The sequence below is a fragment of the Streptomyces sp. NPDC001904 genome (genome assembly GCF_040297005.1).
Classification (GTDB): Bacteria; Actinomycetota; Actinomycetes; order Streptomycetales; family Streptomycetaceae; genus Streptomyces.
The window spans coordinates 94511-108979 of record NZ_JBEOYI010000008.1; the positions used below are offsets into that span (position 1 = coordinate 94511).

At 69.0% G+C, this 14469-nt stretch carries 15 protein-coding genes; 9 read left to right on the top strand and 6 right to left on the bottom strand.

The features are described from left to right. Positions 1-81: 81 nt before the first annotated feature. The 9 genes from rpmH to ABT127_RS15495 all read left to right on the top strand — a co-directional run bounded on the left by rpmH (position 82) and on the right by ABT127_RS15495 (position 7082). Complete coding sequence (rpmH, locus tag ABT127_RS15455; RefSeq protein WP_006381191.1) at positions 82-219, top strand: 50S ribosomal protein L34; 138 nt, start codon at positions 82-84, stop codon at positions 217-219. 20 nt (positions 220-239) lie between these two features. Continuing rightward, positions 240-611, top strand: coding sequence for a ribonuclease P protein component (gene rnpA, locus ABT127_RS15460; protein ID WP_111663048.1), 372 nt, complete (start codon positions 240-242; stop codon positions 609-611). Beyond that, positions 608-958: a membrane protein insertion efficiency factor YidD gene (gene yidD / locus ABT127_RS15465; RefSeq protein WP_351449324.1), complete on the top strand. Its 351-nt coding sequence runs from the start codon at positions 608-610 to the stop codon at positions 956-958. Before rnpA ends, yidD begins: the two co-directional genes overlap by 4 nt. Positions 959-966: 8 nt before the next feature. After that, positions 967-2289, top strand: coding sequence for a membrane protein insertase YidC (gene yidC, locus ABT127_RS15470; RefSeq protein ID WP_351449327.1), 1323 nt, complete (start codon positions 967-969; stop codon positions 2287-2289). A gap of 52 nt (positions 2290-2341) precedes the next feature. Further along, positions 2342-2851: a Jag family protein gene (locus tag ABT127_RS15475; RefSeq protein ID WP_351449330.1), complete on the top strand. Its 510-nt coding sequence runs from the start codon at positions 2342-2344 to the stop codon at positions 2849-2851. Between the two features lie 110 nt (positions 2852-2961). Next, positions 2962-3678, top strand: a complete 717-nt coding sequence (gene rsmG, locus ABT127_RS15480) for a 16S rRNA (guanine(527)-N(7))-methyltransferase RsmG (RefSeq protein WP_351449333.1) — start codon at positions 2962-2964, stop codon at positions 3676-3678. 309 nt (positions 3679-3987) lie between these two features. Continuing rightward, a complete protein-coding gene (locus ABT127_RS15485) occupies positions 3988-5064 on the top strand; it encodes a ParA family protein (RefSeq protein ID WP_351449878.1) in 1077 nt (358 codons plus the stop codon). After that, on the top strand, positions 5061-6164 hold the full coding sequence (locus ABT127_RS15490) for a ParB/RepB/Spo0J family partition protein (RefSeq protein WP_351449336.1): 1104 nt from the start codon (positions 5061-5063) through the stop codon (positions 6162-6164). Before ABT127_RS15485 ends, ABT127_RS15490 begins: the two co-directional genes overlap by 4 nt. 300 nt (positions 6165-6464) lie before the next feature. Next, complete coding sequence (locus ABT127_RS15495; protein WP_351449339.1) at positions 6465-7082, top strand: GNAT family N-acetyltransferase; 618 nt, start codon at positions 6465-6467, stop codon at positions 7080-7082. Positions 7083-7180: 98 nt separating this feature from the next. Here ABT127_RS15495 and trxA read toward each other — a convergent pair whose 3' ends face one another. The 6 genes from trxA to murJ all read right to left on the bottom strand — a co-directional run bounded on the left by trxA (position 7181) and on the right by murJ (position 14466). Then, positions 7181-7513, bottom strand: a complete 333-nt coding sequence (trxA, locus tag ABT127_RS15500; protein WP_111663056.1) for a thioredoxin — start codon at positions 7511-7513, stop codon at positions 7181-7183. Between the two features lie 47 nt (positions 7514-7560). After that, the gene (gene trxB, locus ABT127_RS15505; RefSeq protein ID WP_351449342.1) at positions 7561-8538 is read right to left on the bottom strand and encodes a thioredoxin-disulfide reductase; all 978 of its coding nucleotides are present in this window, start codon (positions 8536-8538) and stop codon (positions 7561-7563) included. Between the two features lie 142 nt (positions 8539-8680). Further along, entirely contained in the window at positions 8681-9598 is a 918-nt protein-coding gene (locus ABT127_RS15510) for an RsmA family anti-sigma factor (protein ID WP_351449344.1), read from the bottom strand. Next, entirely contained in the window at positions 9595-10326 is a 732-nt protein-coding gene (gene sigM, locus ABT127_RS15515; protein ID WP_351449347.1) for an RNA polymerase sigma factor SigM, read from the bottom strand. The genes ABT127_RS15510 and sigM overlap by 4 nt, the downstream gene beginning before the upstream one ends. Positions 10327-10371: 45 nt before the next feature. Continuing rightward, positions 10372-12102: a protein kinase family protein gene (locus ABT127_RS15520; protein WP_351449350.1), complete on the bottom strand. Its 1731-nt coding sequence runs from the start codon at positions 12100-12102 to the stop codon at positions 10372-10374. A 120-nt stretch (positions 12103-12222) separates the two neighbouring features. Then, on the bottom strand, positions 12223-14466 hold the full coding sequence (murJ, locus tag ABT127_RS15525; RefSeq protein WP_351449353.1) for a murein biosynthesis integral membrane protein MurJ: 2244 nt from the start codon (positions 14464-14466) through the stop codon (positions 12223-12225). Between the last annotated feature and the right edge of the window lie 3 nt (positions 14467-14469).

Below are 14469 nucleotides of genomic sequence, written 5' to 3' on the forward strand. Positions count from 1 at the left end.
GGGCGTATTGCGAGCTACTCGTGGGCGCACGGTGACAGCCAGGCGATGTCCCGCCAACCCACGTTTTTCAGGAGCCCCCGAGTGAGCAAGCGCACCTTCCAGCCGAACAACCGTCGTCGCGCCAAGACCCACGGTTTCCGCCTTCGCATGCGGACCCGCGCCGGTCGTGCGATCCTCGCCAACCGCCGTGGCAAGGGTCGCGCAAGCCTGTCCGCCTGATCTCGTAAACAGGTCATGACGTGCTGCCTACCGAGCATCGGCTGAGGCGGCGCGAAGAATTCGCGACCGCGGTACGACGAGGCCGTCGGGCTGGACGCCCGCTTCTCGTCGTCCACCTACGCAGCGGTTCAACGGACCCGCACGTGCCTGGGGAGAGCGTTCCCCCGTCACGTGCGGGTTTCGTCGTGAGCAAGGCCGTGGGCGGTGCCGTCGTACGGAACACGGTGAAGCGCAGGCTTCGACACCTCATGCGCGACCGGGTGGCTCAGTTGCCCCCAGGTAGCCTGGTAGTCGTACGTGCGTTGCCCGGTGCGGGTGACGCCTCCCACGCACAGCTGGCCCGAGACCTGGATGCCGCCCTGCAGCGGCTGCTGGGAGGGGGCGCGCGATGAAGTACCCACTGCTTGCGCTGATCAAGATCTACCAGTGGACCATCAGTCCGCTGCTCGGTCCCGTGTGCAAGTACTACCCGTCGTGCTCCCACTACGGCTTCACGGCCATCGACCGGCACGGCGCGATCAAGGGAACAGCCCTCACCGCCTGGCGGATCCTCCGGTGCAATCCGTGGTCCCACGGTGGTGTCGATTACGTTCCGCCGCGTAAGCGGCCGCGCTGGCACGAGATGCTCCGCGACGCCTTGCGCGGGGACAAGAAAGCGGCCCCCGTCGTTCAGGACGACAGCGCCACTGCCCAGGACAGCCCGTCCGCAGCGACCCCGCCCCATGCCCAAGGAGCCTGATCAGGGACATGATTTCCGATATCGTCAACGCGATTTCTGGTGTCTTCGCGTTTCTCACGACCCCGGTGTCCTGGGTCATCGTCCAGTTCCACAAGGTCTTCGGGGCGATCTTCGGCCCTGACACTGGATGGGCCTGGGGTCTCTCCATCGTGTCCCTGGTGGTGCTGATCCGCATCTGCCTGATCCCGCTCTTCGTGAAGCAGATCAAGTCGACGCGGAACATGCAGCTGCTCCAGCCGCAGATGAAGGCGATCCAGGAGCGCTACAAGAACGACAAGCAGCGTCAGTCCGAAGAGATGATGAAGCTGTACAAGGAGACGGGCACCAACCCGCTCTCCTCGTGCCTTCCCATCCTCGTGCAGTCGCCGTTCTTCTTCGCGCTCTACCACACGCTGGCCGGCATCGCCGAGAACAAGAAGATCGGCGTCATCGACCAGTCGCTGCTCGACAGCGCGCAGAAGGCCCACATCTTCGGTGCTCCGCTGGCCGCGAAGTTCATGGACACGGCCGAAGAGGTGTCCAAGATGGGCGCCACGCTGATGGACGTCCGCGTCGTCACGGCGGTCATGATCATCATGATGTCGGCGTCGCAGTTCTACACGCAGCGCCAGCTGATGACGAAGAACGTCGACCTCACGGTCAAGACGCCGTTCATGCAGCAGCAGAAGATGCTGATGTACGTCTTCCCCGTCATCTTCCTGTTCATGGGCATCAACTTCCCCGTCGGTGTCCTCGTCTACTGGCTGACCACCAACGTGTGGACCATGGGCCAGCAGATGTACGTGATCAGCCGGAACCCCACCCCCGGCAGCAAGGCCCAGGCCAAGATGCTCGAGGGTCTGACGAAGCACGTGGTCGACCACTCCGCGACCCGCACCAAGCGTGAGCGGAACATCGTCAAGGCGATCGTCGCCAAGGGCCGGGACCGCAATGAGTACGAGCGCAAGTTCATCAACGGTCTGAGCAAGGCCAGCCTCGCCGCGCAGGCCGACGGCACCGTGGTGGCGAGCACGGCCGCGACCGCGGTCCTGGACGAGGACGGCACGCCGGCGTCGGGTGGTCCCAAGCGCCAGCAGCCCAAGCGCCAGTCCAAGTCGCAGCGCCAGTCGGGCCCCACCACGGCCAAGTCCGACGGCACCGCACAGGCTTCGGACAAGCCGTCGCTGGAGAAGAAGGACGCGACCGACTCCGAGTCCGGCGCCCAGCCGCAGACCGGCCAGGGTGGCGCCAAGGCCAAGCCGGCCGGTGGTGGCAACCAGGCGCGCAGCAAGGCCAAGTCCGGGCAGCGCAAGGGCGGGCCGCAGCGGCCCAAGTCCCCGTCCAAGAAGTAAGACCTCGACGTAAGACGTTGGCGCAAGCCTTGACTCAAGAAGGAGTCCTCCCGTGACGGAAGGCACCACCTCCGCTCCTGAGGGTGGCGACACCCTGACCCGCCTCGAGCAGGAGGGCGAGATCGCTGCGGACTACCTCGAGGGTCTGCTGGACATCGCCGACCTCGACGGTGACATCGACATGGACGTCGAGGCCGACCGTGCCGCGGTGTCCATCGTCAGCGATGCGAGCAGCCGCGACCTGCAGAAGCTGGTCGGCCGTGACGGTGAGGTCCTCGAGGCGCTTCAGGAACTGACCCGCCTCGCGGTGCACCGGGAGACCGGCGACCGCAGCCGGCTGATGCTGGACATCGCCGGGTACCGGGCCAAGAAGCGTGCCGAGCTCACCGAGCAGGGCGCCAAGGCCGCGGCCGATGTGAAGAACTCCGGCGAGCCGGTCAAGATGCAGCCGATGACGCCGTTCGAGCGCAAGGTCGTGCACGACGCGGTCAAGGCCGCCGGACTGCGCAGCGAGTCCGAGGGCGAGGAGCCGCAGCGCTTCGTCGTCGTGCTTCCTGCCTGAGCGGCACGTCGCTCTCCGGCCCCGTCTGTTCGCAGGCGGGGCCGATCTTTGTCAGCCTGTTCATCAGCCACCCACGCGGTGGAGCGGTGAGGTACGGAAGGACGGTCCCCGTGACGGAGGCAGCAGAACTCCCCCCGGCTCCTGAGCTTGCTCGGGAGGTATTCGGCGAGCGCTTCCCGGACGCGGTCCGGTACGCGGAGCTTCTTGCTGACGCGGGAGTGCAGCGTGGCCTCATCGGCCCTCGCGAAGTGCCGCGCCTGTGGGAGCGGCACATTCTGAACTGCGCGGTGCTCTCCGAGGTCGTGCCCGAAGGCGTCACCGTGTGCGACGTGGGCTCGGGCGCCGGGCTGCCGGGCATCCCGCTGGCCCTGGTCCGTCCGGACCTCAAGATCACGCTTCTTGAGCCGTTGCTGCGGCGTACGAACTTCCTCACCGAGGTCGTCGAGCTGCTCGGGCTCGACCATGTGACGGTGGTGCGCGGCCGTGCCGAGGAAGTCCTCGGCAAGCTGCCGCCCGTCCACGTCGTCACGGCCCGCGCCGTGGCACCGCTCGACCGGCTCGCGGCGTGGGGTGTTCCGCTCCTGCGGCCGTACGGAGAGATGCTCGCGCTCAAGGGCGACACGGCCGAGGAAGAGGTCAAGGGCGCCGGTGCTGCTCTGAGCAAGCTCGGCGCCGTCGCGACGTCGGTGCTGCAGGTCGGTGAGGGCGTGGTGGATCCGCTCTCGACCGTGGTGCGGGTGGAGGTCGGGGAGAGCCCGGGCGGTGTGCGCTTCGCCGCCAAGCGGGCCAAGGCGGCCCGCACGGGGCGTGCCCGGCGCAGGCGTTGAGCCTCTGACCCCGCTGTGATGAGTACCGCTGATTCAAGGTGAGAACCAGCGGTACTCCACAAAAGCTGTCAAACGTACGCATCTCGGGGTGTCGCACGGGTGCGTGCTGGGCCGCGGTGCATCGTGTTTCACGTGAAACGTCGCTCACTGCTGCATGGCATCATCAGTCGCGGCCGCGCAGCGGCCGCTCCCCGCGACCGCAAACCCCTCGGAACCCTTGAATCGTCCCCTGTGACGGGCGCGGAGTTGTCCACAGAAGGGGATTCATCCACAGAAGACCGGGCCTCGCTGGTTCTCGACCCCGAAGGCATGGGAGGCTCTGTTCATTGCGAGCCTGAAGTCGAGGAGAGTGAATCCTTGCGGTCCGACGCCAACATCGCGGGACCGATGACCGATCCGGTCCCCGGTCCCCGCACCGAGTCGGCGGGGGAGGATGTTTCACGTGAAACACCGCCCCCGATGGACGACACACCCATCGGTCGCGCTGCCCAACTGGCAGTGGAAGCTCTCGGTCGCGCGGGCGAGGGCCTGCCGCGTCCGGAGCAGACCCGCGTCATGGTGGTGGCCAACCAGAAGGGCGGGGTCGGCAAGACCACGACGACGGTCAACCTTGCCGCGTCACTCGCGCTGCACGGCGCGCGCGTCCTGGTGATCGACCTGGACCCGCAGGGCAACGCCTCGACGGCACTGGGGATCGACCACCACGCCGAAGTGCCCTCCATCTATGACGTGCTGGTCGACAGCAGGCCGCTCTCCGACGTGGTCCAGCCGGTCGCGGACGTGGAAGGGCTCTTCTGCGCTCCGGCCACCATCGACCTCGCGGGTGCGGAGATCGAGCTGGTCTCCCTGGTGGCCCGTGAGAGCCGACTGCAGCGAGCGATCCAGGCGTACGAGCAGCCGCTGGACTACATCCTCATCGACTGCCCGCCGTCGCTCGGCCTGCTGACGGTCAACGCGCTGGTCGCCGGCGCGGAAGTGCTGATCCCGATCCAGTGCGAGTACTACGCGCTGGAGGGCCTCGGCCAGCTTCTGCGGAACGTGGATCTGGTCCGCGGGCACCTCAACCCCGCGCTGCACGTCTCGACGATCCTGCTCACGATGTACGACGGACGCACCCGGCTGGCTTCCCAGGTCGCCGAAGAGGTCCGTACCCACTTCGGCAAGGAAGTGCTGCGGACGAGCATCCCTCGCTCCGTCCGCATCTCGGAGGCGCCGAGCTACGGACAGACCGTTCTGACCTACGATCCAGGGTCGAGCGGTGCGCTCTCCTACCTCGAGGCAGCGCGGGAGATGGCGCTGCGCGGCGTCGGCATCCACTACGACGCCCAGAATGCCCACACGGGTACTCAACTTGACCAGCAGATCACCGCGGAGGGGATTCAGTGAGCGACCGACGGAGGGGACTGGGCCGTGGTCTCGGCGCGCTGATTCCGGCTGCCCCCACCCCTGAGAAGACGATTCCCGCAGCTTCGCGAGGGGGAGCTTCTCCCTCACCCGCCTCGGTGCCGGTTCTGACGGCCGAGCGCGGAGTGGCGGCGGCGAAGGTGGCATCGCTGTCGCAGAGCGATGTTTCACGGGAAACCGAGGCGCCGGTGAACGGCGCGGCGGACAACCTCGATCAGCCCGCGGGTGCGCACTTCGCCGAGCTGCCGCTCGATGCGATCACGCCCAACCCGCGTCAGCCGCGTGATGTGTTCGACGAGGACGCCCTCGCCGAGCTCGTCACGTCCATCAAGGAAGTCGGCCTGCTGCAGCCCGTCGTCGTACGACAGGTGGGGCCGGCGCGCTACGAGCTCATCATGGGCGAGCGGCGCTGGAGGGCCACGCGTGAGGCGGGGCTCGACCGCATCCCCGCCATCGTGCGGGCCACGGACGACGAGAAGCTTCTCCTCGACGCGCTCCTGGAGAACCTGCACCGGGCGCAGCTGAACCCGCTGGAAGAGGCGGCCGCCTACGACCAGCTGCTCAAGGACTTCAACTGCACGCACGACCAGCTGGCGGACCGTATCGGTCGCTCCCGCCCGCAGGTCTCCAACACCCTGCGTCTGCTGAAGCTCTCGCCGGCCGTGCAGCGGCGGGTGGCGGCCGGTGTGCTGTCCGCCGGGCACGCCCGGGCACTGCTCTCCGTCGAGGACTCGGAGGAGCAGGACCGCCTCGCTCACCGCATCGTCGCCGAGGGGCTTTCCGTGCGGGCCGTCGAGGAGATCGTGACCCTCATGGGATCACGGCCCACGAGCACGACCCGGGCCAAGGGCCCGAGGGCCGGCGCGCGGGTCTCCCCGGCGCTGAGCAATCTCGCGACGCGGCTCTCGGACCGCTTCGAGACGCGGGTGAAGGTCGACCTGGGCCAGAAGAAGGGCAAGATCGTCGTCGAGTTCGCCTCGATGGACGACCTGGAGCGCATCCTCGGCTCGCTGGCTCCCGGCGAGGGACCGGTTCTTCAGAGCGGGCTCTCCGAGGAGCCCGAAGGCGACGACCAGGACTGACGTCCTGTGCTGAGCAGGAGAGCGGGCTGTGTCCGGTGTGTACCGGAACACGGCCCGCTCTTTGCTTTCTTACGGTATCGAGGGAATCGCATCGTGGTTACGATGCGATCGGGAAGAGCGCATCCACCCGGCAGTGCCTCAAGGGGGCGGGGTCATGCGATCGGTGAGTCGTACCGGCCTGATGACCGCAGGTCTCGGACTGGGGGCCGTCGGCGGGTTCGTCGGCAGTCTGCTCAGGGAACGAAGCGCTCTGACAGCCGCCCGCGCTGCGGCCGGCGGAGAAAGCGAGGAACTGCCTTCATGGGGCGTCGGCTCGTACCGCTCACGCTGGACAACCTCCCGGACCTTCCCAAGCGGTGCCGGTCATGTGTTTTCTGGGAGCTGGACCCGGTCAGTGGCCAAGCCGCGGTGAAGGCGGGGACCGCGGAGCCCGAGAAGGAAGCGTGGATCTCGGCGGTCCTTCTGGAGTGGGGCTCATGCGGTCGCGTCGTCTACGTCGATGACGTCCCGGTCGGCTTCGTGCTCTACGCGCCGCCTGCCTACGTCCCGCGGTCCCTCTCGTTTCCGACGAGCCCCGTCTCCCCTGACGCCGTCCAGTTGATGACGGCCTGGATCACCCCGAACCACCAGGGCCAGGGCCTCGGGCGGGTCATCGTGCAGACCGTCGCGAAGGATCTTCTGCGCAGAGGCTTCAAGGCGATCGAGGCCTTCGGCGACGCACAGTGGAAGGAACCGTCCTGTCTGCTGCCCGCCGACCATCTCCTGGCCGTCGGCTTCAAGACCGTCCGCCCTCACCCCTCGTACCCGCGGCTGAGGCTTGAACTGCGCACCACCCTGTCGTGGAAAGAGGACGTGGAGATGGCGCTGGACCGGCTTCTCGGAGCGGTACAAAAGGAGCCTGCGCTCCGTCCGCTGTGAGGAACCGGAACGCCGAACGGGCCGACCCTTTCGGGTCGGCCCGTTCATGTTTCACGTGAAACAACGCCCGCCGTCGGTGAAACGGCGTCGCCGGAGCATTACTCGGCGATGAAGTCTTCGAGGTCGCGCACGATGGCGGCCTTCGGCTTGGCGCCGACGATGGTCTTGGCGACCTCGCCACCCTGGTAGACGTTCAGGGTCGGGATGGACATGACGCCGTACTTGGCGGCCGTGCCCGGGTTCTCGTCGATGTTCAGCTTGACGATCTCGATCTTGTCGCCGTACTCGGCCGCGATCGCCTCGAGCGACGGGGCGATCTGGCGGCACGGACCGCACCAAGCGGCCCAGAAGTCGACCAGGACGGGCTTGTCGCTCTTGAGGACGTCCTCGTCGAAGGAGGCGTCCGTCACGTTCTTCAGGTTGCCGGCCACAGCGGGCTCCTCTTTTCTATGGGGGGTGCGAGAGGGGAGGTCGGGGGTCAGACGGTGGCGGTCGGGGTCTTCTCCGGCTCGGCGGCCTCGCCGTCGGCGAGGGCGGCCAGGAAGCGCTCGGCGTCGAGGGCGGCGGAGCAGCCGGTGCCGGCCGCCGTGATCGCCTGACGGTAGGTGTGGTCCACGACGTCACCGGCGCCGAAGACACCGGTCAGGTTCGTGCGCGTCGACGGCGCCTGGACCTTCAGGTAGCCCTCGTCGTCCAGCTCGAGCTGGCCCTTGAAGAGCTCCGTGCGCGGGTCGTGGCCGATCGCGATGAACAGACCCGTCACCGGCAGCTCGGACGTCTCGCCCGTCTTCAGGTTGCGCAGCGTCAGACCGGCGAGCTTCGGGTCGCCCTTGATCTCCGCGACCTCGCTGTCCCACACGAACTTGATCTTCGGGTCGGCGAAGGCGCGCTCCTGCATGGCCTTGGAGGCGCGCAGGGTGTCACGGCGGTGCACGATCGTCACGGACTTGGCGAAGCGCGAGAGGAAGGTGGCCTCCTCCATCGCGGTGTCGCCACCGCCGATCACGGCGATGTCCTGGTCCTTGAAGAAGAACCCGTCACAGGTCGCGCACCAGGAGACGCCACGGCCGGACAGCGCGTCCTCGTTCGGCAGGCCCAGCTTGCGGTGCTGGGAGCCGGTGGTGACGATGACGGCCTTCGCACGGTGCACGGTGCCCGAGGTGTCGGTCACGGTCTTGATCTCGCCGGTGAGGTCGACGGCCACGACATCGTCGGGGACGAGCTCGGCGCCGAAGCGCTCGGCCTGGCCGCGCATGTTGTCCATGAGCTCGGGGCCCATGATGCCGTCCTGGAAGCCCGGGAAGTTCTCCACCTCGGTGGTGTTCATCAGGGCGCCACCGGCGGTGACGGCGCCCTCGAACACCAGCGGCTTCAGCGACGCGCGCGCGGTGTAGAGCGCCGCCGTGTAGCCGGCGGGCCCAGAGCCGATGATGATCACGTTACGGACGTCACTCACGGCTTGATTCCTCGTCTCTACGGGACTGCTGCGTACTGCCGGGGGAGCCTCTTCTCAGGACTCTCACCCCACCCAACGGATCCTACGGGGCATGCATTCCCGACGTGTCCGGGCGCACGCCCGGACCGCCTTCGGATGCTGTTCAGCCGCGCTTGTAGGAGTGGGTGTACAGCAGCTCGCCCGCTGCGGAGGAGTTCTTCGCCGCGCAGGACGCGTCGACGATGAACGCCGTGACGCGGGCGGCCGGATCGCTCCTGTCGGGCAGGACGAGGAGATAGACGGCCTTCCCCTCGTACGTGCCCTGCTTGAACCCGAGGGGGTCCTCATTGCGATGCGTACCGCGCTGGACGCAGGCCGGTGGAGCCATGGCGGCCTTCGGGATCTCGGGGTTCTTCGGTGGCGACTTGGGAGTCTCGGGCGTGGTGCCCTCGGTTCCCAGCGATGTCGTGTCGCCCTCGTGCAGCAGCTCGGAGACCTTCGACTCCAGGTTGGCCTTGGCGAAGCTCGACGCGCTCCGGCTGGCGCTGGGTGGCGTCTTGCCCACGGTCGAGGTGCCGCCTCCACCCTGCACGAGCAGTACGCCCGTCCCGATCGCGGCGGCTGTGAGGACGGCTCCGATGGCAGCGCCGGTGCGGCGCCGGGTGACGCGCGGCCTGCGGCCCGGGCCGGTCCCGGAAGGGGCGTGTCCCGAGGGACGGTCCGCGGGGCGCGGGGCGGGACCGGAACGCTCGGTCGATGTTTCACGTGAAACAGGCGTCGTTTCACGCTCACGGTCCTCGGCGCTCTCTCCGTCCTCGTACGCGACGACGTCCAGGAGAGCTTCCGCGGCGAGGGCGGCGTCGATGCGGGCGGCGACCTCCTCGGGCATCCGGGGTGCGTCGGGAAGTGTGCCGAGCATCCCGCGGATCTCTTCCAGCGAGGCGTAGACGTCGGCGCACAGGACACAGCCGTCGAGGTGTCGGCGGACGTCGGAGCTGCGGGACGGAGGCAGCAGTCCCTCGGCAAGGTCGGAGATCTCGGTGACCTCGGGGTGCTCTGCCGTGTCGGTCGTGGATGTCACGCTCGCCCACCTCCGCCCTTCACCGCAGTCGAGTCATGTGGTCCGGCCTCGTCCCGAGGTCCCGCTGCGGGTGGGACGGATGTCCCCTGCGGACGGTTCCTTCCGGGGGACGGGTTCTTGCCACCGTCGCCACCGCCGGCTGCGTTCTCCTCGCCGGACTCCGTGCGCAGGTGTGCCAGCAGAGGGAGCAGCCGGGCCCGGCCGCGGGCACAGCGGCTCTTCACCGTTCCGGTGGGGACATCGAGGATTCTGGCGGCCTCGGCCACCGGATAGCCCTGCATGTCGACGAGAACGAGTACCGCCCGCTGATCGGCCGGAAGGGACTCCAGGGCGTCCAGGAGCTCGCGGTGCAGATCGTTGCGCTCCGCGGGGGCGTCCGCGGACTCGTGGGGCTCCAGAAGCTGCTCGAGGCGCTCGGTGTCGTCCGTCGGTGCGGTTCTGCGGGAGGCCGCCTTACGCGCCCGGTCCAGGCACGCGTTGACGGTGATGCGGTGCAGCCAGGTCGTGACGGCGGACTGCCCGCGGAAGGTGTGCGCGGCGCGGTACGCGGAGACGAGCGCGTCCTGCACCGCGTCGGCGGCCTCCTCGCGGTCCCCCAGCGTCCGCAGGGCCACCGCCCACAAGCGGTCCCGGTGACGGCGCACTATCTCGCCGAAGGCGTCCTGGTCCCCCGCGACGTGCCGGGCGAGGAGGTCCTGATCGCTCGCTCCGCCGTAGGCGTCGTCCACTGCCGAACCCCCTCCCCGTGTGGGCTCCGCGGAGCCCCGGTCGCGTCAGCCGGTGAACTTCACGTTTGTGATGCCCTGCTTGTAGCCGGCGCCGCTGTACCCGTCCTGGCCCGCGTGGGGCAGCGCGGTCAGCCACACGAGCACGTACCGCGTCTTGACCGGCTTGTCGGCCTTGATGCTCACCGACGTACTCGTGGTGTCCGTCCTGGCGCCGATCCGCTTCATGCCGTCCACGGCGGACGGGCTGGGGCTGAGCGAATCCGCTGCGTACAGCGAGACCGTGGTGTGGTCGCCTCCGTACCGGAACTTTATCGACGCGGCCGACACGTCCTGGGCGGAACCGAGGTCGTACACAATGCCCACACCCGGCTTTATGACGATCTTGGGTCCGTCGACGAAGGCGTGGGTGCGCCAGTACGACGAGCTGTCGTTGTCGTAGGTCTTGTCGACGTCCAGCGGGGACTGGGGGTCGCCCGCGGCGACGAACTCCTTGGCGCCGGCGATGCCGATCGGCTTGGTGATCTTCTTGTCGTTCTTGCCGCCGTCGTCCGTGGTGTGGGTGTCCTCCGTCCCGCTGGAGTTCCCGTGGTCCATGAGGGCGTCGGCGAGCTGCCAGCTGCCGAGCCCCAGTGCGGCGATCAGCAGCGCGGAGACGGCCCACTTGAGGGCCTTGCCGGTGCGGCTCTGCAGCGGGGGCGGCGGCGTGGGGATGATCTGGGTGGCGCCGGGCACGGCAGGACGGCCGTAGGAGCCCTGCTGGTAGGTGGTCCGCTGGTACTCCGGGGGCGCGGTGAACGCGGGCTCCGGCGGGCGGATCCTCGGCATCTCGCCGATCGCCTTCACCAGTTCCTCCGGCGTGGTGCACGGGGGCTCCTGGCGGGACGCGGTGGCCCCGTCGTTGGCGAGGGCGCGCATGGCGAGCTCGGCGAGGCCGCGGTGGACGCCGGCCCGCACCTGGTCCGGCGCGATGAGCCCGACGTCCTTGGGCAGCCCGGCCAGGCCGTAGGCGTCGTTCTCGTAAGGCCACCGCTGCGTCAGCGCGGCGTACAGGAGCGCGCCGATCGCCTCGGCGTCGGTGCGCTGCGGAGTGTCGGAGGAGATCCCGCGCAGCGCGGCGTTCACCGCGAGGCCGCGGATGCGCCACTGGCCCGTGGACGTGCGCAGCACGGCGCTCGGCGTGAGCCGCAGGTGCGCGAGACCCTCGCGGTGCGCGGCGGCCATGGCGTGCGAGACCTGCGTGACCATGTCGTACGCGTCGTGCGCCTCGAGCGAACCCACCGCGAGCAGCGCGGTCAGCTCGGTGGCGTCGGGCAGCCACTCGTGGACGACGTAGACGAGATCGTTCTCCTCGACCGCGTCCAGGACCTGGACGAAGCGGGGATCGCCGAGCAGCGCCGATGAACGGGCCGCCGCGAGAACCGAGCGCGCCCGCGGGTGGTCGGCGGGCAGCAGGTGCACGCCGACGGCGCGGCGCAGCTTCTCGTCGACCGCGCGCCAGCTGCTGAAACCGTCCAGACGTGTGACGCACTCTTCGAGCCGATAGCGCCTCGCGAGCTTGTGCCCGCTGTGCAGCTCGGGAGGTGATGTCTTACCGGGGCTCACGTGCGTGCCCGTCTCCGCGGTGTCCGCCGGCGTCCCGGACGCCGTGCTGTCCCGCTTACCGCTGTCGACCACACCGTCGGCCGTGGCTCGCTCCGCCTTGTCCGCCTTGGCGGTCAGCGGTTCGTCCCCGCCGTTGTCGGCCACGTCGACGGCAGCCGTGCTCCGTTCCGCCACCGTCGTTCCTGCCTCCCCATCCGTTGCACTCACTGCGACGCCAAAGCCAATTGTGCCCACAGTCCGGCGCTATGCACGACACGCAGTGGCCGCCGATGGTTGTGCGCACTTCGGGCCGAGTCAGCGACCAAGACGGCCACGGACCATTCCGACCAGTGAATTCAGTTCTTCGATCCGCATCTTGCGGGCCGCTACATAGAAGACGCCGAGCAGCGCCACGGAGCCCACGAGCAGCGCCGCGATCGAGCCGAGCACGCCCTGCCCGAGGGCCTTGGTGACCGCGTACCCGATTCCGCCGCCGATGACCGTAGCGGGTACGGACGCCAGGCAGAGTCGGGCGTACGTACGAACGACGTTCGCACCGTCCAGGTCGCCGCCGAGCCGCTTGCGCAGGCGCCGCCACGCGACACCGACGCCGATCGCGTAGGCGAGACCGTACGAGAGGGCCATGCCGACGACGGCCCAGCGGGCGGGCAGGATCACGTAGCACAGGGCCGAGGCGGCGGCGTTGACCGCGGCGACGATCACCGTGTTGTAGAAGGGCGTGCGGGTGTCCTCGAACGCGTAGAACCCGCGCAGGACGACGTACTGCACGGAGTACGGGATCAGTCCGAGGCCGAACGCCATGAGGATGAAGCCGATGGACTGGGCGGCCTCGATGCCGCTGGAGCCGAAGAGCAGGGTGCACATCGGGATGCCGAGCGCCACGAACATGAACGCGACGGGGACGATCGCCACGGCCGAGGTGCGCAGGCCGGAGGAGATGTCGTCGCGGACCGCGCCCGAGTCGCCGTCGTGGGCGGAGCGCGAGATGCGCGGGAGCATCGCGGCCATGACCGAGACCGTGATGATCGCCTGCGGCATGCCCCAGATCAGCTGGGCGTTGGAGTAGCCCAGGATGCCGGTGCCCTTCACCGGGGACGCCTCGCCGGCCGCGGTGGCGAGCTGGGTGACGACGAGGACGCCCGCCTGGTTGGCGAGGACGAACAGCACGGTCCACTTGGCGAGCTTGACGGCCTTGCCGAGGCCGTGGCCCCTCCAGTCGAACCGGAGCCGGAAGCGGAAGCCGGTCTCGCGCAGGTACGGGATCATCGCCAGCGCCTGCACGGCCAGGCCCAGCAGGGTGCCGATGCCCAGGAGGCGGACCGCCTCGTCGGGGATGCCGTCCACCGTCATCTTCGTCTGGGACCAGGGACCGTAGACCCAGAGGAACATGCCGAACGTGAAGATCATGACGATGTTGTTGAGGACCGGGGTCCACATCATCGCGCCGAACTTCCCGCGGGCGTTGAGGATCTGTCCCATGACCACGTGCACGCCCATGAAGAAGATCGTGGGCAGGCAGTAGCGGGCGAAGGCGATGCCCACGCTGTCCGCGGCCGCGTCGTTGGCCACCGTGCTCGACATCAGGTGGATCAGCACCGGTGCCGCGAAGACCACGATCGCGGTGATGGCGGCGAGTGCGACCATCACCAAAGTCAGCAGACGGTTGGCGAAGGCCTCGCCACCGTCGTCGTCGTCCTTCATGGCGCGCACCAGCTGCGGCACGAACACCGAGTTGAGGCCGCCGCCGACGGTCAGGATGTAGATCATCGTCGGCAGCGTGTACGCGACGGTCCACGTGTCACCGAGCAGTCCGGCGCCGAGCGCCGCGGTGATCACCATGGTGCGGACGAAGCCGGTGAGGCGGGAGACGAGCGTGCCCGCCGCCATCACCGCGCTCGACTTCATGAGGCTGGAGGCGCGGCCGCCCTTCTTGGGGGCCGCGGGCACGGGCGCGGCGGCCGGCGGCGCGGGCGGCACGGCCTGGCCGAGGACCTGGGTCGGGTCGTCGACAGGCTGGGGCGCCGGCGGGCGGCCACCGCTGTAGCCGGGCTGCTGGTCGCGGAAGAGGTGCGCGAACGCGTCCGGCTCGTGCCGCTCCTCGCTCGCCTGCGTCACCAGGTCGTCGACGCCCACGAACTGCGTCGTCCGCGCGTCGTCGCCGTACGGCAGGTACTGCGTGGGGCCCTCCGGCTCCGGCGGCGGCGTCTGTGCCCACACGCGCGGGTCCGGCTGGTACTGGTTCGCGGGCGGCGCGTAGAGCGGCTGTTGCGCCTGGTACGTGCCCGGGGGCGGCGGCGGGTGCGCGGCACGGTCGTACAGCGCCTCGCCGACCGGGTCCTGCGCGGTCAGGTCCTGACCGCGGTACGGATCCTGGTCGTAGGCGTCCTGGAGGTACGCGTCCTGCGGGTACGCGTCAGGGGCCGGCTGGGGCGGCGGCACCTGCCCGCCGGCACCGTGAGAGTCGGCGTACGGTCGGCCGTCGCCCGAGGCAGAGCCGCCCGAGCCCTGGCCACGCTCACCGTCGTACGGCGCGTTCATGGT